Below are 26634 nucleotides of genomic sequence, written 5' to 3'. Positions count from 1 at the left end.
TTGAACACGCTAGCAGGACGCTACGAAATCATCAATTTACTAGGTGGCGGTGGTTTTGCTGTCACATATCTGGCTAGGGATAATTACCAACCTAGTAAACCCTTATGTGTAGTGAAACAACTGCGTCCCAACCAAACCCAAAGCCGCGTTATCGAATTTTTTGAAAAAGAAGCCGCTATCCTCGAAAGACTAGGGAAACATCCCCAAATTCCCCAACTACTGGCACACTTTAACCAAGACGACAATCTATATATAGTACAAGAGTTTATCGAAGGACAAGATTTAAGTCGAGAAATCGTCCCAGGTAAGCGACTAAGTGAAAGTTATGTAACTAAACTTTTACAAGATGCCCTAGAAATCTTATCGTTTGTACATAGCCAGGGAGTTATTCACCGCGACATCAAACCCCAAAACTTAATGCGTCGCCAAGATGGCAAGATTATCTTAATTGACTTCGGCGCAGTCAAAGAATTAGGGACATTATTGATTAATAGCCAAGGTGAAGTTAATTCTAGCGTAGTGATTGGCACACCTGGTTATATGTCTTATGAACAATATCGCGGTAAGCCTTGTTTTGGTAGCGATATTTATGCGTTAGGGGTAATGGCTATTCAGGCTTTGACTGGTGTTTTGCCCCAAGAATTAGAAGAAGACAGCCAAACAGGGGAGATTATCTGGCAAAATCAAGTACAGGTGAGTAATCATTTAGCTGAAGTGTTAACTAAAATGGTACGTCATCACTTCAGTATGCGCTACCTTAATGCCACAGAAGCACTACAAGCTTTAATCTCAGTCACAGCACCATTACCACCGACAGTTTTATCTGAGATTAACAAGGAATTATATCTGCAAGAAGTCACCAGTCGCGCCCAGCAGGGTGAAGGTAATCTTTCTGTCATTGCTTTGAGAATATTAGAATCAAGGCGCGTTGAGTTGGGGTTAACTGAACAGGAAGCCAGAGAAATTCAAGAACAAGTTTTGCAACCGTATCGGGAGTATCAACGCAAGTTACAAGAATATGAACAGGCGTTAATTGATGTAGTCAAGCAAGAATATCCCTTGAGTCAGCGATCGCAAAAGGACTTACAAGACTATCAGCAATATTTGGGAATACGGAATGAAGATATTGCAGCGATAGAAGCAAGAGTATTTGCACCACTACAATCAAAATCTCAGCAACAGCAGCAGGAAGCGGAAAGATTACGTCAACAACAAGAAGCATCTAAGGCTATATCTAACCCCAGTATTCAAACTCAAACCTTTGAATTTGAAACCGCTACCATTACAGTTACAAATCCAGGGTTTTTAGGTTTAGGAAAGAAACATGAAATCAAGCGTATTCGGGGACGTGCTGAGTATTTTAGAGAAAACTTAGCTAATGGCGTAGCTTTAGATATGGTGGCAATTCCTGGGGGTAAATTTCTCATGGGTTCACCAAAAGATGAAGCAGGACGAACTAACTTTGAAAGTCCACAGCATAACGTCACTGTCAAATCCTTTTTCATCGGTAAATTTCCTGTGACTCAAGCTCAATGGCAAGCTGTTGCTGGTTTTTCTAAGGTGAATATTGATCTAAATCCCGAACCATCTTATTTTAAAGGTGCTAACCGTCCTGTAGAAAAAGTTTCTTGGCATGATGCGGTAGAATTTTGCGCGAGATTATCTCAAAAAACTGGGAGAATTTATCGTTTACCAAGTGAAGCGGAATGGGAATATGCCTGTCGTGCCGGGACGACTACTCCATATTACTTTGGTGAGACAATTACTAACGATTTAGCAAATTATAGTAACAGCCAAACAACGGATGTGGGTAAATTTCCTGCCAATCCCTTTGGTTTATTTGATATGTGTGGTAGTATATGGGAATGGTGTCAGGATGAGTGGCACAATAATTATGATCAAGCTCCCAATGATGGTAGTCATTGGTCTGGTGGTACAAAATCAAAAAGACTGCTGCGCGGTGGTTCTTGGGGCAGCCTCCCAGGCTTCTGTCGCAGTGCGCACCGTCTCAGGAACACCGTCGGCAACCGTAACGACAATATCGGTTTTCGCGTAGTTTTTGTTTCCGCGTAAGGACTCATTGCTCTTTGCACTCTTGCCCTTTTGTCCTCTACACTTCTTTCTCTTTTCTCTTCGCGCACAGCGCGATCAAATTTTTTTTCAATTTTTGGATGAGTAACTATAACTTTACACCATAATAAAAATTTTAGCAAGTGGTATAGGCGCGATATATTCAAACTCTAAGGTGCGTCAACACAATTCACAATTCGCAATTCGCAATGGACTTCGTCCCGCTACGCTAACGCAATTCGCAATTAATGCCCACGGATAAATCCGGGGGCTTGTACCATCAAGGAATAATTGGTCAGGCGTAGGTTGGGTTGACGCAAGGAAACCCAACACCAATTATCTATGGTAAAATCAACTCCCTTCGGGAGAGGGAACGAACCGACGAACTGTTCCAAGATTTAAGGCAAAAATATCCTCATCTGGTTAAAAACCGGGTTTCTTGCCAATCCTTCAGCTTAGAAACCTGAATCTTGCATTCAGAAACCCGGTTTTTTAGAAAGGGTGCGTCAGTGCGAGAGAACCTAACTATACCGAGTTGTGAGAGCGATATGCTGAGATACTTAGTACACCACTAATAAAATTGGGCAATCTCCGCGCCCCTCTGCGTTTTACTCCGCGCTCCTCCGCGTTTAAAAACATTAATTTCGTACCTCATTTAAATAGGAATCGCTATATAGTGTTTAGGGAGTGCGATCGCTAAAAGTTTTCAGCTTAAGTAAAACGACTTGAAAAAACCCAACTATGTAAAGTAATGTAAAAAAAATTGAATTTAGTCCTCACTACAAACCTTTAATTATTTACACCGTTCTACTTAAATTAACATAAGTCTGCAACAGAGGCGTAGCTGTGAGAATTGCGAATTGATTTTATTGCACCCTATTGCCTTATGTATGGAAATATTGATTTAGTTTTAATATAAAAGATTGCAAAATTGAAGTTTCTGGTAAAATTGAATCAACCAGAGTGTAATTTCTATTTGGTTCAAGTTTAATTGTTGTAATTGCCGCAGTATTTTTTACCGTTCCAGATTAGAACTGAGGCATGGATAGAAGTATATTTTTAGATGTTTTGTATAGCTTACAAAGATTGTTTGTAGGTTACATTCCTGCTGCTGTTGTAGGCAGTTTTTTCGGTTATTTAATGGGGGTCAATGGCACAGTTTATCAAATATTTAGACGGATAATTCAGATACCTCATAGCATTCCCCCTATCGCTTTGCTACCGATAATGCTAGTTATTTGGCAAGAAAAAGAATCAGCCGTAGTGATAGTAATTTTTATTGCTACTCTGTGGACAATTTTGCTCAATACAGCCATAGGTATGCGACACTTTCGCAGACAAGATAACAATTTTCGTGTAGCTATATTCCACATTTTTCATGCGCTCAAAGTTGGAATTTGGGTAGCATGGTTTACGGTGATTGCAATAGAAATGTTAATAGATCAAAAAGGACTTGGCTCTCTGGCATGGGATAGCTATAAATCTATCAACATCAATTATATAATTCAGGCGATAATTTACATCGGTGTCATCGGTTTTCTGCTAGATCAATTACTCGATTTAACAGGATATATGCTAGCTCAAATTGTGAGCAATGGTAAGAAGTCTGGCTGAATATTTGTAAGGGGAGCAGGGGGCAGGGAGTTGGAGGCAGGGGGCAGGGGGCAGGGAGCAGGGGGCAGGGGAGACAAGGGGACAAGGGAGACAAGGGAGACAAGGGAGACAAGGGAGGGGGGAGTGTGGGGAGAGAGGGGAGTGTGGGGAGAGAGGGGAGTGTGGGGAGAGAGGGGAGTGTGGGGAGAGAGGGGAGTGTGGGGAGAGAGGGGAGTGTGGGGGGAAAGATTTGTTCTCCACCATCCTACACCTCCCACACCTCCTACACCTCCCACACCTCCCACACCTCCCACACCTCCCACACCTCCCACACCCTGCGCCATGCCCCATGCCCCATGCCCCATGCCCAATGCCCAATGCCCAATGCCCCATGCCCCATGCCCAAAATTCCTTAATTCCTGTTAGATATTGGGCTGGGATAGTTGATGCTCAATCTTGATATTGCGGCTTGTCATAACTTGCTGAAACAACTCCGTTGGTAGTGCGGCTTCTACTGGCCAAACTCCTGGTTTTTTCAGTTTACCTGCTAATAATAATTGGGCAATACTACCTGTACCACAGCCAGCCGCAATTGCTGTATTTTTATGTACTAAATTTGAGGAATAAACAGCATCTTCACCATTTATTTTTCCTCTCACTTCTGAGCGTACTGCTACACCAATACCACTAAAAATATTGGTGACATCTGTCATCACATGACTAACATGAGATAAAAATTCAATTGTACTTTGACGCTGCATCCAAAATTTAGGAAAAACATGAGCAGCAATCCAAGTCAGATGATTATAAAAATCTGGGATTGAACCAAACTTAGTAATTACAGTGTTGATATTAGGAAAAGTCAGGGGAATTGTGAAGGTTTCTGGCATATCAAACCAGTAAACTCCACTGCGGTTGTAAGGAGAGGGAAAATTGACAACTTCTCTCTCAGTATATGGTTTAACTAATTGCCATTGTCCATCTATCCAAGCTTGAAAAGGATGTTGCAATCCTAAAAAAGTAGTCCGCATGACTGTAATGCCAGCACCGCCAGAACCAGCAACTAAATAACTTAAATGTACCTTTTCTGGCTGCTCAAATTGTTCAATACCTTGGCGTACCATACTATTAGAAATACCTGGGAAAATACCAGTATTGACAATAGCTGTTACCCCAGCATTGATAGCTTGTTGATGATAATTTAAAGCCTTTTGGGTAAAAGAACGGTGGTCACTAACATCTAAATAGTTAACCCCGTGTTCAATGCAGAGCTTGAGAACATGAGCATCACGATAATGAAACGGCCCTGCACAGTGGATTACTAGATTAGATTTTGCGATCGCTTCCCGTAACTTGTCAACCTCTGCCAAGTCCAACACCAGCAACGGGAAATCAACCCCCTGACTTATTTGTGAGGAACGGCCAGTGATAGTAATTTCAGCTTGAGTGTAGTTAGCAATATCTTGGGCAACACTTCTACCAATGCGTCCCCGTCCTCCCAGAATTAAAACGCGGTCTGTCATCACTCCCTGTAGGCAACGATACTTCTATTTGACCAGTTTTTTGTCCTGTTGGCATCAGCTACAGGTGGTAATTCTTGACTACCGTTGAGGGTAGAAGAAAAATCTGAGAAAATTCTGAAGTAAAGCCGAAAACCTAGATGATATCTGACTTTCTTAATTACGAATTACCAATTGATATAAGATCGCCTTATTATAAATTGGTGCTTTTAATAGTTAAGTAGAACGGCGTGAATAATTCAAGGTTTGTAGTAGGGACTTTAGTCCTCTCTTAAGGGCTAAAGCCCTTACTACAAGCTAATTTAATTAAATTTTACATTACTTAATGTAGTTTGTTTTTTTCTCGCCGACTTACTTAACAGTGATCTATTTATTTAGCTGAAAAATTCTATGAATCCTCAGGAACATAATCCGAAAGACACTCCTGCATCATCAAAATCATGGCGTAATTGGCAGGAAAATTTTACCCTAATTGCGATCGCATTAGTTTTAGCTCTGTTGATTCGGACTTTCATTGCCGAACCTCGTTATATACCTTCCGAGTCAATGCTTCCTACTTTATACGAAGGCGATCGCCTAGTGGTGGAAAAAGTCTCTTATCGGTTTCATCCAGCCACTACTGGGGATATTGTTGTTTTTCAGCCACCCCCAGAATTACAAAAACGCGGATATCCCAAAGATCAAGCCTTCATCAAGCGAGTAATTGCTATCCCAGGAGAAACAGTCAGCGTTGCCAATGGTAAAGTCTACCGCAATGGACAACCATTAACAGAAGAATATATTGCTGAACCCCCCAACCAACCATTCCCACCCGTCAAAGTCCCAGAAAACCAATTTTTCGTCATGGGAGACAACCGCAACAACAGTAATGATTCCCGTTATTGGGGCTTCTTACCTCAAGAAAACATCATTGGTAGAGCCGTGTTTCGTTTTTGGCCACCTGAGCGAATTGGGTTGATTTAGAGGGTGTAGGGGTGTAGGGGTGTAGGGGAAATAAATTCTACCTTGTCTACCTTGTCTACCCATGCCCCATGCCCCATGCCCCATGCCCCATGCCCCATGCCCCATGCCCCATGCCCCATGCCCCATGCCCCAATATTTCCTAAAACCGCAAAAAATACATCAATTGTGCGATCGCTTCGCCAGATAGCTGTAATCGAAGCTGGAAATCGGCTAAATTACGGTAATATCCAGATGATAGACGATTTTCTACTATTGCTTGCGCTAAAGACATATCCATAAATGGAATTTGGGCTAGCTGTTCTACTGATGCGGTGTTGGGGTTAACCATATCAGTAGGATTAAGTAGAGACTCATGATCGTAGTAACTAAAATTCAACAGAACCTTTAATGGTTCTAAACGTGGTGCGGGCATTCCCAAAGCCGCCGCAATATCTTCAATGCAGTAAAATTTTACACCAGAACGGGAAAGTTCCACAAGCGATCGCGCTTGATGAATCGATAAACCCGGTAAGCGCAACCAATCATCAACAGTTGCTTGATTAGCATCAATGCGAATACCTAATTGTGCTGCTATTTGAATTTCTTCCCCAGACTGTAATCGGTAATAGGGATCATTGAGTAATTTAGCCCTCAGCCTTTGTAACTTATAATTCCAAGGTAGCCATTGCATAGTAGTGATTAATCATGATATTTGGTGGGCATATCAATTCAAAATTCAAAATTCAAAATTCAAAATTGAAGAGTTTTACTCCCCCTGCTCCCCTGCTCCCTGCTTCCCTGCCCCCGCGCCCTGCCCCCCGCGCCCCGCGCCCCGCGCCCTGCCCCCTGCCCCCTGCCCCCAAATTAAGAAATTTGATCAAGCAGATGGCGGCGTTTTTGCTCAAATTCATACTCGGAGATTAATCCATCTTGACGTAGGGTATCTAACTCACGTAAAGCATCAGCGATCGCTCCTACTTGATTACCTACATATTGTTGTGTAGTTTTGACTGCTGATTTACCAAAATTAAAGTTACGATCAAAAGCCTCCTCATCTTGAGCTAAGTACCAAACCCCCTCAATGGCACTAGCGACTTTGGGAATAGGTGTCCACGACAGTAAAAGATATAACAAACCCCAAACAGGCTGTCCTAAATAAAACTTATGTAATCCAGAGATGCTAACTGTTCCAGCAAAGGCTAGAATAGCGGCAACACTCCTACTTTTACGCTTAGTTAACATATCCTTAATTCATCCACGACTACCACAATTGTGACTATCAGACGGTCATAGTAACAAAGCACCTAGATAAATACAGCATGACAAAATTCAGATTACTAAACAAATATCAAGCAATTATAAATCTATTGTATTAATCATTATTTTCTACATTCCAGTATTCAATTCCCAATGCTATCTTAAAATTCACATCTGCCAATGTAAAACGATGTCACAGACTACTCTCCCTACAGAATGGCTACAACAACTATCAGATCCCTACGCCGTATTAGGTATTACTGTGACGGCAGATGATCGGCGTATTCTCCAGCGTTATCATGTCTTAGCAAAGCTGTTACATCCTGATAACTATGCCAACAGCAACAATAATGGCGAGCAAAAACTAGCTACAGCAATATTTACTCGTCTAATTAACCCAGCTTACGGTGAATTAAAAAATCTCCAAAAACGTGCTGAGATTATAGCCACTTTGAGGTTACAAGGGATTACCTGGGGGAAAAATGCCGTATCTGAGCAAAATCCTTTAATCAAGCAACTGGTGAGGATGTCACGGGAAGAAGCCGAGTTATACTATGAACAAGCGATCGCTTCTTACACTACAAGCCAATACGAATCCTTGACTCAATCTTATTGGATTATCCAAAAATTAAATGAATTGAATTTAGCCTACTTGTACCTGCAAACAGACAACTCATTTATCCTGGAACAGCCTGCACCTCATCCTGTAGTTTCTCCAGCTACATCCACCCTAGTTCCAGCAAACGTAGAAAAAACACAAAGTCTTGCAGCAAAGGATATTAATTATGCTCAACGTCACTATCAGCGAGCTATTGAATATTCTAAACAAGGCCACTGGTCATTAGCAGTGCGAGAACTACGCGATGCCATTAAATTAGACCCAAATAATAGTGATCACTATGCTTTATTGGGCGTAGTGCATCTGCGGCAAAATTTTAACGGTATGGCCAAAGTTTATATCCGCCAAGCATTAAAACTTAACCCCCATCACCCTTTAGCTGTAAAATATGCTACTCATTTGAAAATGTCACTTCAAGATCACAGTGATCCCAAATCAGTAGCTAAAGCCTTGGGAATTGCAACTTGGCTACAGAAATTCTTTTCCAAAGCGGAAGCGAATTTAAGTCAAGTGTTGAAATTGCGGTAAAAAGCCGTACTAAAACCGAAGCTATTTCTAGAATTGAGTCCCTTAAACTAAAATAAAAATAGATAAAAGCAAAACTATAAGGTACTGAGTGTCATTACTCAGCTCAATAGAGGCACATGGGATTCTTTGACTCTGAGATAGTTCAGCAAGAAGCAAAGCAGTTGTTTGAAGATTATCAAGCACTGATTAAACTAGGGAACAGCTACGGTAAATTTGACCGCGAAGGTAAAAAGCTGTTTATTGAGCAAATGGAAGAAATGATGGATCGCTATCGTGTGTTTATGAAGCGATTCGAGTTATCTGAAGACTTTATGGCACAAATGACCGTAGAGCAACTCAAAACTCAGCTAAATCAATTTGGCATCACCCCACAGCAAATGTTTGATCAAATGCACATGACTCTAGAACGGATGAAATCTGAGCTAGAAAAACAATCTTAAAATAAGTTAGTTAGAAATCTTATCACCTTTGCACCAAGCCCCCAAGTTACGGCTTCTCCTCCACTTGGGGATAACAGCTTTAGCCAACTCATTTGCTGCTTTATTACGAATTACGTTAGCGTAGCGGGGCGCAGCCCATTACGAATTACGAATTACGAATTACGAATTATAAACCCTACCTTTCCACGCGCCGCCACGTCCTTGCCAATGGCGTAACGCTGAATCTATGGTCATGAGGGTGTAGAGAAAAGCGATCGCAGGTAAACTAAAAGCAAATACAGGCGAACATCTATAAAAACGAATTGTGGGGAAATAAGCCAACGTCATCACTAGCCATGTGACTAAACTCGTGATGGCAATTAATTGATTGCCCAGCCCTACACCTAAAATTAACCCTATAGGTGGAACTAAATAAATTAGCGTCATCGCCACTACAGTTCCCAGCAGTAACCAAGGAGAATAATTTAATTGAGTGTAAGCCGTCCGGGCTACCATATCCCAAATTGTTTTCAAAGATGGATAAGGGCGTAAACTACGAGTTAAGGAACTCAAGCCCAGCCAAATTTTTCTTGAGTGTTGACTACTACCCAATTTAACAGCTTGAGCTAAGGCGCAGTCATCAATCAAAGCTTGGCGGATGACTTGAAAACCGCCAATTCTCTCTAAAGCCTCTCTACGAATGAGGATACAACCACCAGCAGCAGCCGCCGTTTGTTTTTGAGGATTATTCACCCAGCGAAAGGGATAGAGTTTTTGAAAGAAAAAGACAAATGCAGGAATTAACAGTTTTTCCCAAAAACTTTGACATCTCAGTCTTACCATTACCGATGCTAAGTCTAAATCTTCCTGCTCGGCTTTCGCAACTAGTCGCCGCAGATTATTGACATCATGCTCAATATCTGCATCTGTGAGAAAAAAATAGTCAGGTGTTAATGGTTTAGCCTCTTGAATCCCTTGTTCTACTGCCCAAAGTTTACCAGACCATTCAGGGGGTAGAGATGGGCTAGAGATAATATTTAATTGGTCGGCTTTATTTACAGCATGGGCAACCCCTTCAGCAAAGGCGGCTGTACCATCTGTACTATGATCATCTACTAAGAATATATGAAACTCACCGGGGTAGTCTTGGAGTAAAAGCGATCGCAGTGTGATTGGTAACAATTCCGCTTCATTACGCGCCGGAATTACTATACACACTGTAGGTAAGGATTCTAACGTAGTTTCAGCAGTTTCTAGTTGCTGATCTAACCGCCAAAATTGCCCCCGCAAAGTCAATAATCCTAACCAAATCAATAAAGATAATAAAGTTATTCCCAAGATAAATGCACCCACGTCGCTGCGCTCCAATTCAAAATTCAAAATACCCTACGGGAAGGCTTGCGCCTACAAAATTCAAAAGTTTTCTCCCCCTGCTTCCCCTGTCTCCCTTGTCTCCCCTACACCCTTACACCCTTACACCCTTACACCCCTACACCCCTACACCCCTGCTCCCCCTACACCCCTTCCTTCCTCAAGTGCCTCAAACACAATACAATATTTGCTAATTACGGTAAAATTTTTTTTACTGTACTGCCGTATTCATAGCTAAAGTATTGAGTAGTATTTGATGCAGACACAAGACAGGTTAGAAGTCAATCAACTTGCAGAAGCGATCGCAGCTAGTCAAAAATATTTGCTATCACTGCAAAATCCGGCTGGTTACTGGTGGGCTGAGTTAGAATCTAATGTCACTATTACGGCTGAGGTGGTATTGCTCCACAAAATTTGGGGAACAGATACAACCAGACCTCTGCACAAAGTAAAAGCATATCTGCGTTCCCAACAACGGCAGCACGGAGGTTGGGAATTATTTTATGATGATGGCGGCGAACTCAGCACTTCTGTTGAGGCTTACATGGCTTTGCGGTTGCTTGGTGTGCCTGCAACTGACCCAGATATGATACAGGCGCGAGAGTTTATTATCCAACGGGGCGGCATTAGCAAAACGCGCATCTTTACTAAATTTCACCTGGCTTTATTAGGTTGTTATGACTGGCGTGGTTTGCCTTCTCTCCCGGCTTGGGTAATGCTGTTACCGCAAGAGTTTCCTGTCAATATCTATGAAATGTCCAGTTGGGCGCGTTCTAGCACTGTCCCATTGTTGATTGTCTTTGATCGTAAACCTGTTTTTGTCACTAACCCCAGCATCAATCTTGATGAGTTATACGCTGAAGGTGTGGAGAATGTCAGGTGGGAGTTACCCCGCAATAACGACTGGACAGATTTATTCCTCACCCTGGATGCAGGATTTAAGTTAGCAGAAAGCCTCAATTTTATTCCTTTTAGAGAAGAAGGTATCAAAGCCGCAGAAAAATGGATTTTAGAACGGCAAGAAGCTACAGGCGACTGGGGGGGAATTATTCCCGCCATGCTCAATTCTATGCTGGCTTTGCGGTGTCTAGATTATGACCCCAGTGATCCGATTGTAGAACGGGGTTTGCAAGCCATTGATAACTTTGCCATTGAAACAGAGGACAGTTACCGAGTCCAGCCTTGTGTGTCGCCGGTTTGGGATACAGCCTGGGTAATAAGGGCATTTGTTGATTCTGGTATGTCACCAGAGCATCCGGCGATAGTCAAGGCGGGAGAATGGTTATTACAAAAGCAAATCCTCGATTACGGTGATTGGATGGTAAAAAATCGCCAAGGTAAACCGGGGGCTTGGGCGTTTGAATTTGACAATCGTTTTTATCCAGATGTGGATGATACGGCGGTGGTAGTGATGGCATTGTATGGGGCGAAACTACCTAATGAACAATTAAAACAGACAGCGTGCGATCGCGCCCTCAAATGGGTTGCTTCTATGCAGTGTAAACCCGGTGGTTGGGCTGCTTTTGATATCGACAATGACCAAGATTGGCTTAACAGTATACCCTACGGTGATTTGAAAGCCATGATTGATCCTAACACCGCCGATGTCACCGCCAGAGTTTTAGAAATGCTCGGTGTGTGTAACTTATCTATTGCACCCCATAACTTAGAAAGGGCATTAAATTATCTTCTCAACGAACAAGAACCGGAGGGTTGTTGGTTTGGACGTTGGGGAGTAAACTACATCTACGGTACAAGTGGAGTTCTTTCAGCCTTAGCGGTAATTGCACCCGAAAAGTATCACAGCCAAATCGAACGAGGTGCAGCTTGGTTAGTTAGCTGTCAAAATCCTGATGGTGGTTGGGGTGAAACTTGCCGCAGTTACAATGATCCTAGCCTCAAAGGTCAAGGACGCAGCACCGCATCCCAAACAGCCTGGGCAATAATTGGCTTGTTAGCCGCAAAAGAAGCTACTGGTAAATTTCCCCGTGAGTCTATTGAGAAGGGAATTAACTATTTAGTGTCCACGCAAAAATCAGATGGCAGTTGGTTTGAAGCAGACTTTACAGGTACTGGCTTTCCTTGTCACTTTTATTTGAAGTATCACTATTATCAGCAGTATTTTCCCCTAATTGCCCTAGGTCGATATCAGGCGTTGGGTGAATAGGGTGGGGACTGGGGACTGGGGACTGGGGACTGGGAAAGACAAGGTAGACAAGGTAGACAAGGTAGACAAGGTAGAAAATTTACTTATGAGTCAACTAGAAAAAGCTCAAGCAGAGTATGAGGGTTTTACTCAAGATTTTGAAAGTGTGATTATTAGTACAGTCAATGACCAAGGGATTCCTAACGCTAGTTATACTCCCTTTGTCATGGATGATGCGAAGAATATATATATATACGTAAGTGGGTTAGCAACTCACACTCAAAATATTTCTGGGAATCCTCATGTTTGTGTTTTATTTATTGAGGATGAGAGTAAGACTAATCAGATTTTTGCTCGTCGTCGGTTAAGTTTTGATTGTACTGCTAGCCTAATTGAGCGAGAATCGGAAATCTGGAATGGAGTAGTGGCTCAATTTCAAGAGCGTTTTGGTGAGATTATCGAAATTTTGCGGGGTTTGGCTGATTTTCGGATTTTTCGCTTAACTCCCACAGAGGGGCGGTTTGTCATTGGGTTTGGGGCAGCATACCATATCAGTGGCGATCGCCTCAATCAACTCACCCAGATGACCGGCGACAAAGCAAAATAACAGCACCCATCACTAAACCTATGCTTCAGTTTCAACCCCCTGGTTTTGGGCATAAAGTTATCAATACATCTCTAGGGAAGATAGTTTACTACACTCAAACTACTACACCTTGGTTAACTACTGGCATGGAAGACTTACCACCATTACTTTTTTTACATAATTTTGGTGGTGGTGCATCTGCTTACGAATGGTCAAAAGTCTATCCAGCTTTTGCTTTTACTCATCGCATCCTCGCACCAGATTTAATTGGTTGGGGAGACTCAGCCCATCCCGTCCGAGATTATCAAATATCAGACTACCTGACAACTATTGCTCAATTCATCACCGCAACTTGTCAAGAGCCTGTCACAGTAGTCGCATCTTCCCTGACTGCGGCTTTAACTATCCGCTTGGCTGTTCAACAACCTGAGTTATTCAAAAACCTCTGTTTAGTCTGTCCTTCTGGGTTTGATGACTTTGGCCAGGGTGCAGGACGTAGGCTACCATTACCGATAATTAATACACCCTTACTAGATAATATAATTTATGCCCTAGGGGCAGAAAATGAACTAGCAGTAAGAAATTTTCTGGAAACTTTTCTGTTTGCTCATCCAGAACGGGTGACTCAAGAGATGGTAGCAGCTTATCTCACTTCTGCACAACAACCCGATGCTAAATTTGCGGCGTTGGCATTTTTACGCGGTGACTTGTACTTTGACTTGAGTTTGTATATTCAACAACTCAAAACTCCCACAGTCTTCTTTTGGGGAGAACAGGCACAATTTACCAGCATCAACCTAGGAAGGCGGTTAATGAGTTTAAACTTAACTGCTATTACAGAATTTTATGCGATCGCTGATGCAGGAGTCCTACCCCATCTAGAATTACCAGCCTTATTTACTGGTATCTTACAGCGTTTTGTCTGAAGAATTTACCAACAGGTTATTTACACGGATGAAATTAGATCAGAAAATCAAGCCAGTGTGTTTCATCAAAATAACCCGGCTAGTAAGTTCTATACAAAATGATTGCATTACCATCAATATCTGCTCAAACGCAGCCACTAACCACCAACAAAGAAACCGCATTGTTGGTTTATTGTGCTAACACGAAAATCGACTCAGAAACAGCAGCAAAAATTCAACAGTTAGTTAAATCAGAAATAGATTGGAATTATTTAATCAAGCTGGCGATTTGGCATAGAGTACAAACACTGTTGTATTCCAGTCTTAAGCAAACTTGTCTAGAAGAAGTTCCCCACAGCGTTTTAGAATATTTACACACCGATTGTCAAAAAATTACTCTTAATAACCTATTTCTGACTCACAAACTAGTTAATATTCTGCAATTACTCACAGATCATAATATTCCCGCCATCCCATTTAAAGGTTCTGTCCTAGCAGCTTCAGCCTATGGAAATCTGGGACTCAGGAAATTTAGCGACCTTGATATTTTAGTCAAAAAACAAGACGTTTCCAAAACAATAGAAATTTTACAATCTCAAAAATACCAAACTAAAGCATATTTAACTGAAGCAAGACAAGACCTCCAAGACGTATTTTGTGAATACAGTTTGCTCAGTGAAGATGGCAGAGTTTTGATAGATTTACATTGGGAATTGACCCCGACTTATTTCGCTTTTAAACCAAGTTTTGATACGCTATGGGAACGGTTGCAACCTATATCACTTGCTGGACATAATATTCTACAACTTTCCTTAGAAGATTCCCTGTTATATCTTTGTGTCCACGGTTGTAAGGATTTATGGCAGAGATTAGCTTGGATTTGCGATATTGCTGAGTTAATTAAATCTCATCCTGAAATACAATGGGCAAAACTTTTAGAGGAAGCTAAACAGCAAAGTTGTGAAAGAATGTTACTATTGGGCTTGTTGTTAGCAGCAGATATTCAAAAAATTACTTTACCAGAAACAGTTGAACAAAAAATCCAGCAAAATCCTATTATCAAAACCCTGGCAGCAGAAGTAAAAGCCAGATTATGGATGCAAATTGACGAACCATTAGATGTATTTGAAAGGTCTTTTTGGTCTTGGCGTTTAGGTTTTCATTTCCGAGTCATGGAAAGCTGGAGACATAAAATTTTGCTGTGTCTTTTTGTGTTGAGATTTGCTATTACTCCCAAAGATAAAGATTATGTCGCTTTACCTCTACCCAATTTCCTCTCTAGTCTTTACTATATAATTCGTCCCTTGAGATTAATAATCAAATTTGGACTAACACCATTGAAGCGAGTTCTTAATTTGTGTGTATCTACTGAGAATACAGATTAATTCCTAGAAAAACCGCAAATTTGAATTTCTTCCTGACTAAAATTATCCTTTAATATCTTGCGGAGAACACGCTGGAATAGTTTTTTGTAGAATAAGGAAACTCCACAAGAGCTAGATTTTACGCAGGATTCCAAGTGCCGTGGAAACCATGAGGAATGACGCTTGGTAATGCAAGTTTGCAAACAGGTTCATCATTTAGGCGATCGCTATCAAATACCCAAACTTCACTACAATGGGAATTACCATCGTAGATGACTGTTAAAACCCAAGTTTGATCAGGGTTTTGGGCATCTTGCACAGGTAATGGTTCTGAAGGATAGAGATTTTCTGGAAAGTTTGTTTCCGTAAGGTTTTGGGTTTGATAATCGAAGCGAGCGATCGCATTTACTAGTTCTTGGCTAATATCTGTGCCTGTTTGGAATGAGGCAAAATATGTATGCCGAGAGGCTTGCCCCACATTTTGCTGTGGCACATTTGGGAACTCACAATGTCGGTCTATGATGCGCTCAATGTTGCTAACTTTGCCAGTTTGGGGTTGAATATGTACTCGTGTTAGCGTACTTTGCGCCGGAGTGTGAGTTGCACCTGTAGGCACTTCTTTCAGGTATTGGTTTGTTTGAAAGTCTTTGTAGTGAGCAATATCTACAATCACTGCACCACTAGCATCTAAATAACCGTTGACAAAATGCCACTGAAACCAAGGTTCAGCTTCACTACGACTTACTAAAGATAATGTCTGGCGATCAAAAATTAAAATTTGAGTTCCCAGTTGAGGTTGCCACTCTAGAGCATCACTATAGTTTGTTCCTAAGAGTACAGGCAAAAAATTCAGTCGCACTGGGGGAATACAAAATACAAGATATTCTCCCGCTAAAACGAAATCATGCACTATTGATATGCCATCAAGAGAATATGCAGCTTTTTGGATGATTTTGCCCGTGGCATCGCTTTTATAAATATTTAGTTTGGCATTTACTCCTGGAGTAATCCCAAAGTTAAAAATTTCCCCTGTTTTTCCGTCGCGCTTACAGTGTGCAGAATAAGCTAATCCTTTATTTAACCCTCCTAAATCATCTTCGCCCCAAGTTTCTAAAGTTTGTAAATCTAAGGCGTAGGGTTTACCACCTTCCCACAATGCTAAGAGTTTATCTGCAAGTGCTATTACTGAGGTATTGGCAGTATTTTTTACTGGTCTGAGCAATTGATTCCAAAAAGCTCCAGGCGCAGTCATGCCATAATTGCCGTAGAGCAGTTTATCTGCTGCGGCTTCTTGTTTGTAGCCTTTGGTTTGCACATAACGATAAACTGCGGTTGCTCCGGCATCAGTAAAATGGACGGCGAGAACTGCCCCATCGCCATCAAACCAATGCCCCATAAGCTTACCGCCACGCTCTAGCCTTGCCGGGCCATTACGGTAGAGTGTGCCACGCAAACCATCGGGGATTTTGCCAGAAATAACGGATAATGGGGTAAGAGGAAATTCTGTTGCAGGTTGGGCGATCGCACTAGCCCAAGCTTTTTTGGTTGATTTTTGACTGATTATAGTCATCTTAAATTTAGCAATAAAAAACAGAGCTTAATCAAGATAATGGTTAAGAATAGTTGTACTAGGAAAAATATAAATTTAACTTATTTTAGATTCAACAAATTTTGACACTCCCCACGCCTGAAGGCGGGGGATTCCAGCGTCACTGACGTTCCTTGCTTTTACAGGTCTTGCGACCAATAGAAGTAGAGGGAACATCTCGACTGGCGTTACTTCCCGGATGCCCTCCGGTAGCGGCAGTTGCTCCCCTTGGGGAGACCCCAAGACCGCACTGCCTTGCCTTTGCACGAACGCCAGTTGCCTCTCTACGAGACGCTACGCGAACAAGTCGGGAAACCCGCCCACGGCACTGGCTCCTTAAAATTACTTTGGCTGCATTCACATCCCTTTGTTCAATGTGACCGCAATGCGGACAAGAATGAGTTCGAGTGCTGAGAGATTTCTGTACTCTTGCACGACAATTGCTGCACTCTTGGCTAGTGAAATGTGGCGGGACAGCAATTATTTCCCGTCCAAATTTCTCACCAAAGTATTCAAGCCACTGGCGGAAGTTGTACCAAGACGCATCAGAAATACTCTTAGCAAGCTTGTGGTTTCTTACCAAGCCCGAAACATTTAAATCTTCCACGACTACCTTAGCGTTAGCTAGGCATAAGTTACGTGCTAATTTTTTAGCGTGTTCATTCCTTTGTCGAGTTACTTTTAAATGTTTACGAGCATAAATACCACGCGCTTTTCTTCTGCCAGATGACCCCTTTTTCTTCTTGTAAATGTTACGTTGAACCCGCTTAATTTCCTGTTCTGCTTTGCGTAAAAAGCGCGGGTTCTCTTGATGATTACCGTTGCTATCAGAGTAGAAATACTCCAAACCTACATCAATACCAATTTCTGATGTAGTTAGTGGAGCTTCTTGTTGATTATCAATCTTGAGGCAAAACTGAACATAACATCCGTCGGCTCGACGCACAATCCGAACTCGTTTAATTAGTTCAACAGGGTATTGATGAATATCCCACTTACCTAATAATTTAAGCTCGCCAATACCTTTTTTATCGGTAAAAGTTATGCGACGTTTTGTTGGGTGCAACTTCCAACCAGATACCTTGTATTCAACTGAACGACTATGCTTTTTGAATCTGGGATAACCCTTCTTTCCAGGCTTGTTTTTCTTGCAGTTATCAAAGAACCGATTGATAGCGCGTTCTACATTTTCTACTGATGCCTGACAAGCGTGACTGTTTAAATCATTAACAAATTTAAATTCTGTTCTTAGTTGAGTGTTGTACTGATACAGTTGTTTTTTGCCAATGCCACGATTATCCATCCAATATCTAAGAACTTTGTTGCGGACAAACTGACTTGTGCGAATAGCTTCATCTATTGCTGTTGATTGGGCTTTCTTAACAACCGCTTTATATTCTAGTATCAACACTCTTGTATCACCCCCTTTCCTTTGATAGACTATATTTAGCATATACACAATATCTAAATATGGCAACTAAAAAAAGATTAAAAAATGTGCCAGTTTTGCATGATGAAGTTAAAGAAAGGCATCAGATAGTAGTTACCCCTTCCGCTTGGGAAAACATGAAAATGGAGTCCAGCAATAGAGGTATTAGCGTTAGTGAATTAATAGAAGAATTTGGACGGCGATTAAAATCGCCAACGGCTAACCCCCATGTCTGAAGCCAGGGGCTTGCTCGCCGTTGATATTTTGGTCAGAAAGGGTGGGTAAATTCCCACCCTCCAAACTACGAACCCAAAGCCTCAGCAGTTTTGTCCCTATCCAACTTCAGCATCAACACACCTAAAGGTGGTAAGCATAAATCCAGAGAATAAGGACGACTGTGCATAGACCAATCATCAGTCCATTTTCCGCCTAAGTTACCCATATTGCTACCGCCATAGGGACGAGCATCACTATTAAACAACTCGGTGTAAAATCCTTTTTCTGGCACACCAATGCGGTAGTGAGAATGGGGTTGTGGTGTAAAGTTACAAACGACTACCACAAAATCATCAGTATCCTTATCACGGCGGATGAAAGACACCACACTATGGCGATTATCGCTACAATCAATCCACTCAAACCCGTCTCTAGCAAAATCCTGAGTGTACAAAGCAGGTTCAGAGCGATAAAGATGATTTAATTCTTTGAAAAAGGTTTTTAATTGTTGGTGTGGTTCATGCTGTAACAAATGCCACTCCAAGTCTGCCCAAACATTCCACTCACTCCACTGGCCAAACTCCATGCTCATAAACATGGTTTTCTTCCCTGGGTGAGTAAACATATAGGCAAACAAACAACGCACATTAGCTAACTTCTGCCATCTATCACCGGGCATTTTGCCAATGATATTGCTCTTACCATGCACAACTTCATCGTGAGATAAAGCCAGCATAAAGTTCTCGCTGTGGTTATACCACATACTAAAGGTGATATTGTTTTGATGGAATTGGCGAAACCAAGGATCCATGCTGAAGTAGTCCAGCATATCGTGCATCCAGCCCATATTCCACTTCAGATTAAAGCCCAAACCACCTGTATAGGTAGGCCAAGAAACCATCGGCCAAGAAGTCGATTCTTCCGCAATGGAAACTACACCAGGGAAATAACTAAAAATTAGATGGTTTACCTGACGTAAAAAATCTGCTGCTTCTAAATTTTCTCGGCCGCCGTATTGGTTGGGTAGCCATTCCCCTTCTTTACGGCAATAGTCAAGGTAGAGCATGGAAGCCACCGCATCCACCCGAATGCCGTCAATGTGGTATCTATCAAACCAAAATAGGGCATTGGCGACTAAGAAATTGCGGACTTCATTGCGGCTGTAGTTGAATACCAGCGTTCCCCACTCTTTATGTTCACCCTTACGGGGGTCAGCGTGTTCGTAGAGGTGAGTACCATCAAAGAATGCTAAACCATGCCCATCTTTGGGGAAATGGCCAGGAACCCAATCTACTATGACACCGATGTCATTTTGATGACATTGATCAACAAAATACATGAAGTCTTCTGGGCTACCAAAACGAGACGTAGGAGCATAGTAACCGGTGACTTGATAACCCCAAGAACCATCAAAGGGATGCTCGGCAATGGGTAAGAGTTCTATGTGGGTGTAGCCTAAATCTTTAACGTAGGGAATTAATCTGGCCGCTAATTCTCGATAGGTCAAAAAACGCGCCCCTGGATTGAGTTCCGCCGCTATGACTACAGGTTCAGTTTCACCATTCGGTAATCTCGCTGGTTCTGCACTGGAAGCTTGTAACCAAGAACCCAAGTGTACTTCGTAAACCGAAATTGGCTGTATTAAGGGGTCTGTATGACGGCGTTTTTCTAACCAGTTGTTATCCTGCCATTGGTAAGAATTTAAATCTGTGACAATAGAGGCGGTTTTAGGACGGGGTTCTTGTTGAAAACCATAGGGGTCAGACTTTTCGTAAATGTGTCCTTCCCAGTTTTTGACTTCGTATTTGTAATGCGCTCCAATGGGTAGTTCAGGGATAAATAATTCCCAAACCCCAGTTATACCTTTACGCATCTGGTGTTTACGTCCGTCCCATTGGTTGAAGTCACCCAACACAGAGACATTGCGAGCATTGGGGGCCCAAATGGCAAAATACACCCCTTTGACCCCATCGATTTCTGTGGGGTGCGCTCCTAGTTTTTCGTAAATGCGATGATGATTACCTTCAGCAAACAAATGTAAGTCAAAGTCTGTTAAGCGGGGAGAACGGAACGCGTAGGGGTCATAAGTCACCCGCTCGTGTTCTCCTTCTTTGATTTTTAATTGGTAGTTGGATAATTCAGAAATTTCAATAGTACATTCAAAAAAATGGGGATGATGTACCGATTGCATTGGATATTCTTGACGTTGTTCCGGCAACACTACCCATGCAGCACTGGCATTGGGGAGGTATGCTCGGACAGCCCAAATGCTTTTACCATTTTGGTCTACTAGATGAGAACCCAGGATTTCAAAAGGATCGTGATGCTGATTCCAAACGATACTGTTAACCTGCTCAGGGGCGATCGTGGTCATGGACATTAAGCTACCTACGTAGAATAAACTGATTGACTAAATTGGGTTTTGTATATATATATTCTTTACATTTATTTGCAATTTTGTCGCCATCGTTATCCTATCTCAGATTGAGTCAAGCAATTTTGGATTTTGGATTTTAGGTTTTAGATAAACAAGCGGATGAAGTTTTTGGGTATGGGACATGGCAAAGAAATTACAATGCCCTATGCCCTATGCTCAAGGAACGGCGAAAACAACCAGCAGCACTCACAAGGAGAAGAAGTTTATTGACATAAATAACTGATTTTTGGGAACACTATAAGTATCACCACAGTTAGCAGGAATTGGTTAATGTCACAAAGAGAACAGCATAATACCAGCAAGAATACAGTTCCTGTGGAAGTTGCGAAATATCTTAAACAAGTCAAACGCAACACAATCACCCATGAATTTGACCAAGGTTTACCGGAAGAATTGCTGCTGACTCAAGAAAATGACAACCAATTATCAGCTGCATCACACCTGCTGCGGCAAGGGATTCAACAGCAAAAAGCAGGAAATTTGATAGCAGCCATTAAATCTTTTCAACAATCTTTAGAGCTGTTTCAAATCGCTGGTGATGTACGACAGCAAGAGCAAATACTGTCTTTGTTGGCATTAGTAACTTACAGTTCGGGAGATTATAAAAGTGCTATTACTTACTCCCAAAATTGTTTGGCATTAGAAAATACACCAGATATATCAGTGCGAATGCAAGTGCTTTCACATCTGGGTAATTCTTATCGGCATCTCAACAATCACAACAAAGCCATTGAATTTTTAGAAGAATGTCTCAAATTAACCCAGCAGTTACAAGATAAGCGTAGTCAAGTTGCAGCTTTAAATAATTTAGGCTTGGTGTATAAAGCTGCGGGTAATTTGACCAAGGCAATTGAATATCAAGAGCAAAGCTTAGAAATTGTGCAAGAATTACAAGATAACTGGGGCATAGAACAAGTTTTGAAAAATTTAGGTAATGCTTGGTATGCTTTGGACAATTACCCCCAAGCGATCGCCTACTATGAAAAATGTGTCAAAGTATCTCTTTCCCTGAATAATCCCCGTAGTGCTACTCAAGTGCTAAAAAATTTGGGTAATGCTTGTTACGCTATAAGTGATTATACTAAAGCAATTAAGTATTATGAAAAGCGGTTGCAGTTAGCTAGACACCTCAAAGATCAGCGTAGTGAAGAACAAACCCTTGGTAGTTTAGGAGTTACTTGTGAAGCTTTAGGCGACCATAAAAAAGCAATTAAATACTACGAAGCCCGCTTGTTATTAGCTAGAAATCTTAAAGACCGTCGCATTGAAGAACAAGCCCTTAGTAGTCTCAAAATTGCTTGCTATGCCTTGGGTGATTACGCTAAAGCTATGCAATATGAGCCAGGGATGGGAGAACAATGAAAAGCAGGGGAGCAGGGGAGCAGGGGAGCAGGGGAGCAGGGGAGCAGGGGAGCAGGGGGAGACAAGGGAGTAAGGGGAGACAAGGGAGTAAGGGGAGACAAGGGAGTAAGGGAAGCTCTCGTCCACAATTCCACTCGGTTTTGAACCTTATTTTTTTAATAAAAAAATATCCAAACTGTAGGGTGCGTCAGTGCGATAGAACCTAACTATAGGACTAGTATTTGATTTCTGAAAAAATCTAAGTATGTGTAGGGTGTGTTAGGCGTAAGCCGTAACGTACCACAGGCCTTGGTGCTAGGTGTTGTACTCTCGCTGCTAACACAACGGCAATATTGCAGGAGGAAAATCCACACTGCAATTTGCCTCCCCTACGTATCTGTTCAACAATCAATTTAGATTCCTATATACCCAGAAATTATTCATACTGACGCACCCTACCCAACCATCAACTTGGGATAAGTTAATTTGAGCAGCATCATACCTTAATTTCACTGATACAATGAAAGTCTAGTCAATTGTCATATTCAGTCACAGTATTTGTCTGAGACATATTTATCAACAGCTATAGCTATATTTAATTTAGACAAATTTGCTGATGCTGACTCCATTATCTTAGATTTTCATGAGCAGCGAAATCCAACTCAGCCTCTTTAACGAAGAACCAAATTTTAACCAAAAAGAGCTGATACCCAAAGATCCAAAAATCCCTATTCCATCTGGAACTTACCCCAATATGACTGAGTTGGCACAGCATTGCAACCAGTGCCATCGCTGTGAATTGGGTAATACCCGTACCCATGCTGTAGTCGGGCGGGGAAACCTGAAAGCACCAATTATGATTATCGGAGAAGCACCAGGTCAAAATGAAGATGAAACAGGTTTACCCTTTGTTGGTAGGTCAGGACAGTTGCTAGAAAAGATACTCGCATCTGTGGATTTAAGTACGGAACATGATGTATATATCGGTAACATAAATAAATGCCGTCCACCTAATAACCGCGTTCCTACTCCTGACGAAATGGCGGCTTGTTTACCGTATTTATTAGAACAAATCCGCCTTGTTGACCCTAAAATCATTTTGTTAACCGGTGCAACAGCAGTTAAAGGAATCACAGGAGATAAACGGGGAATTACTAAAATTCGTGGTCAGTGGTTAGAGTGGGAAGGGCGTTTATGTATGCCAATTTTTCATCCGTCTTACTTACTGCGTAACCCTTCCAAAGAAAAAGGTAGTCCTAAATGGTTGATGTGGCAGGATATTCAAGTGGTACGCGCCAAGTATGATGAAATTACCAGTCAACAGTCATCAGTTAACAGTTAGCCATCAACAGTTATCAAGTTACTAATAACTGTTGATGGCTAATTGTTTAGCTTTAATTGACAGAAGCCTCTCACTCAGTCCGAAAGGACGAGTGATGAGATGAATGGCTCTTGTGTTGACGACAGTTCCCCGACCAATGCCGATAGGCGTTCGCGTAGCGTCTCGCAGAGAGGGAGGGGAACATGGAGGAAACGAATAAAATATTTGATAATTTGGTAGAATAAATTTGGTTAACTTCACCCGTACTGGTGTCTGATAAGCCTCTGTCCAGTGGCATTGCGACCATTGGTAAGCGACTCCGTTGCACAGCATAGAAGTAAGTAGGCACATCTTGATTAATACAAATTACCTCCGGGTTTGTCCTATAGCGCGAATAAGCCAGCATCTCATCCAGGACAGCAAAATTTGTAGGGTACAAGGTAAGAAATTCATAATCTGCGGTAGGGCATTCCGTGGATTTAAAACAAAGCTCATCGTCTCCTAAGCAATAGCCGGATTGGATGAGAAGCCTACACTGTATGCTTGCATCAGTGTAGGAGTATGTCACAGATTACTGGCAATTATTTGGCGATATTCGCTTTTTTGCTTTACGCCTTTGACTTCCTTGAGTAGTTCTTTATTCTTAAAGAATTGAATTGTTGGTGTTCCGGTAACACCAGCGTTTTCCGCTATGTCGCGGTCTTTGTCGATATCAATTTCGACAAAGTGAACTTTACCCTCAAATTCATCTACGACTTTATTCAGTATGGGTTTGAGAGTATGACAAGGGCCACAACCAGGAGCGACGTATTTGACAACTAACAGGCGATCGCTTTCATGGAATAATTTCCTTAAAGCATAACTACCCTCATGGCGAGTTGCATTCAAATCAAATTCTGCCGCTTGTTCCGCTTCCGTCTTCTTAGCAGTTGGCTGGGGTTCTAACTCATTATTAATTGTCGGTTGTTGATGGAACTCCTGAATCAAACTATTAGCAGATAACCAACGTTCCGCCAACAACGCCGCCGCACAGCCACTACCAGCAGCCGTAATGGCTTGGCGATATTCATGGTCTTGCACGTCACCAGCAGCAAATACACCCTCTACACTAGTTTCTGGTGAACCGTGTTTAGTCAGGATGTAACCAACCTCATCTAATTGCAATTGTCCCTGGAATAGAGAAGTATTTGGCGTGTGTCCAATGGCGTAGAATAAACCCTTAGCGGTGAGTTTGGTTTCTGCCCCAGTTTTGTTATTGCGGACAATTATCCCTTCCATGTGTCCGTTACCGAATATATCTACAGCTTCGGTGTTCCAATGCACTTGGATTTTGGGATTGCTCAATACTCGATCCTGCATGGCTTTAGAAGCCCGCATTTTATCAGAACGCACTAACAAATTCACTTTCGAGCCGTATTTAGTTAAATAAATCGACTCCTCCGCCGCCGAGTCACCAGCACCAACTACAGCTAATTCTGCACCGTGGAAAATTGGCGTTGCACCATCACAAATTGCACAAGCGGAAATTCCCCGACTCCAAAATTGATGTTCGCTGGGTAAACCCAAACGTTTAGCAGTCGCACCAGTGGCAATAATTATCGTGTGCGCCTTGACTTCCCTTTCTTGGGAGCGGATAGTAAAAGGACGCTGACTCAAATCAACGGAAATCACATCCTCAGTATATAACTCAGCCCCCCAACGCTCCGCCTGTGCCTTCATCCTATCCATTAATTCCGGCCCGGTTATCCCTTGAGGAAACCCTGGAAAATTCTCTACTTCCGTTGTCGTCATAAGTTGTCCGCCAGGTAATCCCCCAGCTTGGAAACCTTCAAATACCACAGGTTTTAAGTTAGCTCGTCCAGCATAAATCGCCGCAGTGTAACCTGCTGGCCCAGAACCGATAATTACTAAGTTTTCTACAGTCGGGTTAGTCATAATAATTATCCGAACTCATAACGACTACGTTTAATATAGCATAACATATGAGTCAGGCAAGCGATCGCTCTGGTGACTACGATAATATCAGCTTGATAATATGGAAGCAGCAATGATCTGCTAAGACTACTGACGCACTCTACCAAACCGTTAATTTCGGATAATTTATTTTCTAGTGTTCCCTTTCAAGAAACAGGGGTGTAAGGGTGTAGGGGTATAGGGGTATAGGGGAAGAAATAAAGTGTTTCTTTCATTCATAGGTGTTGGTGTGCCGCCAGTGCGTCTGCTTCTAAGAAACTGATAGCAGGGATTAAGTTATAGCTTTTGTCAGGGTCGGTATTTATGATGGATGTAAAAGTATTTTAAATTGTGTTATGTCTTTCACTATTACAGATTTAGAGCAATTACAAGCCGAGCATCCAGAATGGCAGATGGAACTGGTAGAGGGAAAAATCATAGTTATGGGGCCATCAGATTATGAGTCAGAAGAAATCGGCTCTCGTTTAATTACCTTCTTGAATATGTGGGTGATGTCGCGCAAGCTAGGACGAGTTACAGGTTCTAGTGCTGGGTTCATTTTGCCAAGCTTGGAAGAGGGTGACGCGGAAAAGAGAAACCTACGTGCGCCAGATGTTTCCTTTGTCAAAGCTGAACGGCTAAAAAAGACTAAACGCGATTTTGTGGAGTTAGTTCCAGACTTGATGGTTGAGGTGAAGTCAAAATCAGACAGAATTAAACCACTGGAAGAGAAAATTCAACTATTTCTGCAACTTGGATCTACAGTTGGGATGTTGATTGACCCTGACAAATTTACAGTCACAATTTATCGAATCAACCAAACTCCAGAGGTGTTACAAAACGGTGACACAATTACCCTACCAGAGTTGTTAGCTGGGTGGGAACTAGCAGTATCAGAACTCTGGCCACCTGAGTTTGATTAAAAAACTAAGTAGAAAACAGGAGATATACCCAATTTATTTATAGCCAAGAGTATTTTATTAGTAGATACACGTAAATATGGCTTGATTGAAAAGTTTTTTTTACTGA

At 41.9% G+C, this 26634-nt stretch carries 26 protein-coding genes; 16 read left to right on the top strand and 10 right to left on the bottom strand.

Features of this window, described 5'->3' with window-relative positions:
* The 3 genes from ACPZ3T_RS20300 to ACPZ3T_RS20290 all read left to right on the top strand — a co-directional run bounded on the left by ACPZ3T_RS20300 (nt 1) and on the right by ACPZ3T_RS20290 (nt 4089).
* On the top strand, nt 1–2073 hold the full coding sequence (locus ACPZ3T_RS20300) for a bifunctional serine/threonine-protein kinase/formylglycine-generating enzyme family protein (protein ID WP_490271254.1): 2073 nt from the start codon (nt 1–3) through the stop codon (nt 2071–2073).
* A 1038-nt stretch (nt 2074–3111) separates the two neighbouring features.
* Nucleotides 3112–3684, top strand: coding sequence for an ABC transporter permease (locus tag ACPZ3T_RS20295; protein WP_490271253.1), 573 nt, complete (start codon nt 3112–3114; stop codon nt 3682–3684).
* A gap of 30 nt (nt 3685–3714) precedes the next feature.
* Nucleotides 3715–4089 carry a hypothetical protein gene (locus ACPZ3T_RS20290; protein ID WP_490271252.1) on the top strand — a complete coding sequence of 125 codons (375 nt, stop codon included), beginning with the start codon at nt 3715–3717 and terminating at the stop codon, nt 4087–4089.
* On the opposite strand, the gene ACPZ3T_RS20285 is transcribed toward ACPZ3T_RS20290, so the two are convergent.
* A complete protein-coding gene (locus tag ACPZ3T_RS20285; protein WP_490271251.1) occupies nt 4086–5186 on the bottom strand; it encodes a saccharopine dehydrogenase family protein in 1101 nt (366 codons plus the stop codon). The genes ACPZ3T_RS20290 and ACPZ3T_RS20285 overlap by 4 nt on opposite strands.
* A gap of 387 nt (nt 5187–5573) precedes the next feature.
* On the opposite strand from ACPZ3T_RS20285, the gene lepB reads away from it, so the two are divergent.
* Nucleotides 5574–6146: a signal peptidase I gene (gene lepB, locus ACPZ3T_RS20280; protein ID WP_490271250.1), complete on the top strand. Its 573-nt coding sequence runs from the start codon at nt 5574–5576 to the stop codon at nt 6144–6146.
* Nucleotides 6147–6207: 61 nt separating this feature from the next.
* Nucleotides 6208–6333 carry a hypothetical protein gene (locus ACPZ3T_RS20275; protein WP_490271249.1) on the top strand — a complete coding sequence of 42 codons (126 nt, stop codon included), beginning with the start codon at nt 6208–6210 and terminating at the stop codon, nt 6331–6333.
* On the opposite strand, the gene ACPZ3T_RS20270 is transcribed toward ACPZ3T_RS20275, so the two are convergent.
* Genes ACPZ3T_RS20270 through ACPZ3T_RS20260 form a run of 3 tightly spaced genes read right to left on the bottom strand, consistent with a single transcriptional unit; the run spans nt 6286 to nt 7367 of the window.
* On the bottom strand, nt 6286–6816 hold the full coding sequence (locus tag ACPZ3T_RS20270; RefSeq protein ID WP_490271248.1) for a ComEA family DNA-binding protein: 531 nt from the start codon (nt 6814–6816) through the stop codon (nt 6286–6288). The two genes, ACPZ3T_RS20275 and ACPZ3T_RS20270, sit on opposite strands and share 48 nt — an antisense overlap.
* Nucleotides 6817–6868: 52 nt before the next feature.
* The gene (locus ACPZ3T_RS20265; protein WP_490271247.1) at nt 6869–7006 is read right to left on the bottom strand and encodes a hypothetical protein; all 138 of its coding nucleotides are present in this window, start codon (nt 7004–7006) and stop codon (nt 6869–6871) included.
* Nucleotides 6990–7367, bottom strand: coding sequence for an NINE protein (locus ACPZ3T_RS20260; RefSeq protein WP_490271246.1), 378 nt, complete (start codon nt 7365–7367; stop codon nt 6990–6992). The genes ACPZ3T_RS20265 and ACPZ3T_RS20260 overlap by 17 nt, the downstream gene beginning before the upstream one ends.
* A gap of 205 nt (nt 7368–7572) precedes the next feature.
* Between ACPZ3T_RS20260 and ACPZ3T_RS20255 the strand changes: the two genes are divergently transcribed.
* Entirely contained in the window at nt 7573–8529 is a 957-nt protein-coding gene (locus ACPZ3T_RS20255; RefSeq protein ID WP_490271245.1) for a J domain-containing protein, read from the top strand.
* A 116-nt stretch (nt 8530–8645) separates the two neighbouring features.
* Nucleotides 8646–8969 (top strand): DUF1825 family protein, encoded by a 324-nt coding sequence (locus ACPZ3T_RS20250; protein ID WP_490271244.1) that lies wholly within the window; start codon nt 8646–8648, stop codon nt 8967–8969.
* A 159-nt stretch (nt 8970–9128) separates the two neighbouring features.
* Here the strand turns inward: ACPZ3T_RS20250 and ACPZ3T_RS20245 are convergent, their stop codons facing one another.
* Nucleotides 9129–10301: a glycosyltransferase gene (locus ACPZ3T_RS20245; protein ID WP_490277293.1), complete on the bottom strand. Its 1173-nt coding sequence runs from the start codon at nt 10299–10301 to the stop codon at nt 9129–9131.
* A 274-nt stretch (nt 10302–10575) separates the two neighbouring features.
* On the opposite strand from ACPZ3T_RS20245, the gene shc reads away from it, so the two are divergent.
* The 4 genes from shc (at nt 10576) to ACPZ3T_RS20225 (ending at nt 15341) form a co-directional block, all read left to right on the top strand.
* Entirely contained in the window at nt 10576–12486 is a 1911-nt protein-coding gene (shc, locus tag ACPZ3T_RS20240; protein WP_490271243.1) for a squalene--hopene cyclase, read from the top strand.
* A gap of 85 nt (nt 12487–12571) precedes the next feature.
* Complete coding sequence (locus ACPZ3T_RS20235) at nt 12572–13072, top strand: HugZ family pyridoxamine 5'-phosphate oxidase (protein WP_490277292.1); 501 nt, start codon at nt 12572–12574, stop codon at nt 13070–13072.
* A 20-nt stretch (nt 13073–13092) separates the two neighbouring features.
* The gene (locus tag ACPZ3T_RS20230; protein ID WP_490271242.1) at nt 13093–13977 is read left to right on the top strand and encodes an alpha/beta fold hydrolase; all 885 of its coding nucleotides are present in this window, start codon (nt 13093–13095) and stop codon (nt 13975–13977) included.
* 98 nt (nt 13978–14075) lie between these two features.
* A complete protein-coding gene (locus ACPZ3T_RS20225) occupies nt 14076–15341 on the top strand; it encodes a nucleotidyltransferase domain-containing protein (protein ID WP_490271241.1) in 1266 nt (421 codons plus the stop codon).
* A 118-nt stretch (nt 15342–15459) separates the two neighbouring features.
* Here ACPZ3T_RS20225 and ACPZ3T_RS20220 read toward each other — a convergent pair whose 3' ends face one another.
* The gene (locus ACPZ3T_RS20220; protein ID WP_490271240.1) at nt 15460–16890 is read right to left on the bottom strand and encodes a carotenoid oxygenase family protein; all 1431 of its coding nucleotides are present in this window, start codon (nt 16888–16890) and stop codon (nt 15460–15462) included.
* A gap of 139 nt (nt 16891–17029) precedes the next feature.
* A complete protein-coding gene (locus tag ACPZ3T_RS20215; RefSeq protein WP_490271239.1) occupies nt 17030–18319 on the bottom strand; it encodes an RNA-guided endonuclease InsQ/TnpB family protein in 1290 nt (429 codons plus the stop codon).
* A gap of 59 nt (nt 18320–18378) precedes the next feature.
* Between ACPZ3T_RS20215 and ACPZ3T_RS20210 the strand changes: the two genes are divergently transcribed.
* Nucleotides 18379–18573: a hypothetical protein gene (locus ACPZ3T_RS20210; RefSeq protein WP_490271238.1), complete on the top strand. Its 195-nt coding sequence runs from the start codon at nt 18379–18381 to the stop codon at nt 18571–18573.
* Between the two features lie 65 nt (nt 18574–18638).
* On the opposite strand, the gene glgB is transcribed toward ACPZ3T_RS20210, so the two are convergent.
* The gene (gene glgB / locus ACPZ3T_RS20205) at nt 18639–20927 is read right to left on the bottom strand and encodes a 1,4-alpha-glucan branching enzyme (RefSeq protein WP_490277291.1); all 2289 of its coding nucleotides are present in this window, start codon (nt 20925–20927) and stop codon (nt 18639–18641) included.
* Nucleotides 20928–21260: 333 nt separating this feature from the next.
* Between glgB and ACPZ3T_RS20200 the strand changes: the two genes are divergently transcribed.
* From ACPZ3T_RS20200 to ACPZ3T_RS20190, 3 genes are all read left to right on the top strand, one after another.
* Complete coding sequence (locus tag ACPZ3T_RS20200) at nt 21261–22352, top strand: tetratricopeptide repeat protein (RefSeq protein ID WP_490271237.1); 1092 nt, start codon at nt 21261–21263, stop codon at nt 22350–22352.
* Entirely contained in the window at nt 22349–22558 is a 210-nt protein-coding gene (locus tag ACPZ3T_RS20195) for a hypothetical protein (RefSeq protein WP_490271236.1), read from the top strand. Before ACPZ3T_RS20200 ends, ACPZ3T_RS20195 begins: the two co-directional genes overlap by 4 nt.
* A gap of 416 nt (nt 22559–22974) precedes the next feature.
* A complete protein-coding gene (locus tag ACPZ3T_RS20190; protein ID WP_490271235.1) occupies nt 22975–23673 on the top strand; it encodes a uracil-DNA glycosylase in 699 nt (232 codons plus the stop codon).
* A gap of 21 nt (nt 23674–23694) precedes the next feature.
* Here ACPZ3T_RS20190 and ACPZ3T_RS20185 read toward each other — a convergent pair whose 3' ends face one another.
* Both ACPZ3T_RS20185 and trxB read right to left on the bottom strand, forming a co-directional pair.
* Nucleotides 23695–24003, bottom strand: a complete 309-nt coding sequence (locus ACPZ3T_RS20185; RefSeq protein ID WP_490271234.1) for a hypothetical protein — start codon at nt 24001–24003, stop codon at nt 23695–23697.
* Nucleotides 24004–24216: 213 nt separating this feature from the next.
* Nucleotides 24217–25587 carry a thioredoxin-disulfide reductase gene (gene trxB / locus ACPZ3T_RS20180; RefSeq protein WP_490271233.1) on the bottom strand — a complete coding sequence of 457 codons (1371 nt, stop codon included), beginning with the start codon at nt 25585–25587 and terminating at the stop codon, nt 24217–24219.
* Between the two features lie 374 nt (nt 25588–25961).
* Between trxB and ACPZ3T_RS20175 the strand changes: the two genes are divergently transcribed.
* Nucleotides 25962–26528 carry a Uma2 family endonuclease gene (locus tag ACPZ3T_RS20175; RefSeq protein ID WP_490271232.1) on the top strand — a complete coding sequence of 189 codons (567 nt, stop codon included), beginning with the start codon at nt 25962–25964 and terminating at the stop codon, nt 26526–26528.
* The last annotated feature ends 106 nt before the right edge of the window (nt 26529–26634 follow it).

The sequence above is a fragment of the Aliinostoc maniaoense genome, assembly GCF_058172895.1.
Note: the sequence above shows the minus strand (reverse complement) of the source record. Positions and strands in the feature narration are given on the sequence as shown.

Bases quoted from the DNA above. Each gene is read 5' to 3' on its own strand.
- ACPZ3T_RS20285 (WP_490271251.1), bottom strand. From the start codon at position 5,186: ATGACAGACCGCGTTTTAATTCTGGGAGGACGGGGACGCATTGGTAGA.
- ACPZ3T_RS20255 (WP_490271245.1), top strand. From the start codon at position 7,573: ATGTCACAGACTACTCTCCCTACAGAATGGCTACAACAACTATCAGAT.
- ACPZ3T_RS20260 (WP_490271246.1), bottom strand. From the start codon at position 7,367: ATGTTAACTAAGCGTAAAAGTAGGAGTGTTGCCGCTATTCTAGCCTTT.
- ACPZ3T_RS20200 (WP_490271237.1), top strand. From the start codon at position 21,261: ATGTCACAAAGAGAACAGCATAATACCAGCAAGAATACAGTTCCTGTG.
- ACPZ3T_RS20275 (WP_490271249.1), top strand. From the start codon at position 6,208: ATGCCCCATGCCCCATGCCCCATGCCCCATGCCCCATGCCCCATGCCC.
- ACPZ3T_RS20235 (WP_490277292.1), top strand. From the start codon at position 12,572: ATGAGTCAACTAGAAAAAGCTCAAGCAGAGTATGAGGGTTTTACTCAA.
- ACPZ3T_RS20195 (WP_490271236.1), top strand. From the start codon at position 22,349: ATGAAAAGCAGGGGAGCAGGGGAGCAGGGGAGCAGGGGAGCAGGGGAG.
- ACPZ3T_RS20190 (WP_490271235.1), top strand. From the start codon at position 22,975: ATGAGCAGCGAAATCCAACTCAGCCTCTTTAACGAAGAACCAAATTTT.
- ACPZ3T_RS20295 (WP_490271253.1), top strand. From the start codon at position 3,112: ATGGATAGAAGTATATTTTTAGATGTTTTGTATAGCTTACAAAGATTG.
- ACPZ3T_RS20185 (WP_490271234.1), bottom strand. From the start codon at position 24,003: ATGTGCCTACTTACTTCTATGCTGTGCAACGGAGTCGCTTACCAATGG.
- shc (WP_490271243.1), top strand. From the start codon at position 10,576: ATGCAGACACAAGACAGGTTAGAAGTCAATCAACTTGCAGAAGCGATC.
- ACPZ3T_RS20230 (WP_490271242.1), top strand. From the start codon at position 13,093: ATGCTTCAGTTTCAACCCCCTGGTTTTGGGCATAAAGTTATCAATACA.
- ACPZ3T_RS20175 (WP_490271232.1), top strand. From the start codon at position 25,962: ATGTCTTTCACTATTACAGATTTAGAGCAATTACAAGCCGAGCATCCA.
- lepB (WP_490271250.1), top strand. From the start codon at position 5,574: ATGAATCCTCAGGAACATAATCCGAAAGACACTCCTGCATCATCAAAA.
- ACPZ3T_RS20250 (WP_490271244.1), top strand. From the start codon at position 8,646: ATGGGATTCTTTGACTCTGAGATAGTTCAGCAAGAAGCAAAGCAGTTG.
- ACPZ3T_RS20210 (WP_490271238.1), top strand. From the start codon at position 18,379: ATGGCAACTAAAAAAAGATTAAAAAATGTGCCAGTTTTGCATGATGAA.
- ACPZ3T_RS20270 (WP_490271248.1), bottom strand. From the start codon at position 6,816: ATGCAATGGCTACCTTGGAATTATAAGTTACAAAGGCTGAGGGCTAAA.
- ACPZ3T_RS20225 (WP_490271241.1), top strand. From the start codon at position 14,076: ATGATTGCATTACCATCAATATCTGCTCAAACGCAGCCACTAACCACC.
- trxB (WP_490271233.1), bottom strand. From the start codon at position 25,587: ATGACTAACCCGACTGTAGAAAACTTAGTAATTATCGGTTCTGGGCCA.
- ACPZ3T_RS20220 (WP_490271240.1), bottom strand. From the start codon at position 16,890: ATGACTATAATCAGTCAAAAATCAACCAAAAAAGCTTGGGCTAGTGCG.
- glgB (WP_490277291.1), bottom strand. From the start codon at position 20,927: ATGACCACGATCGCCCCTGAGCAGGTTAACAGTATCGTTTGGAATCAG.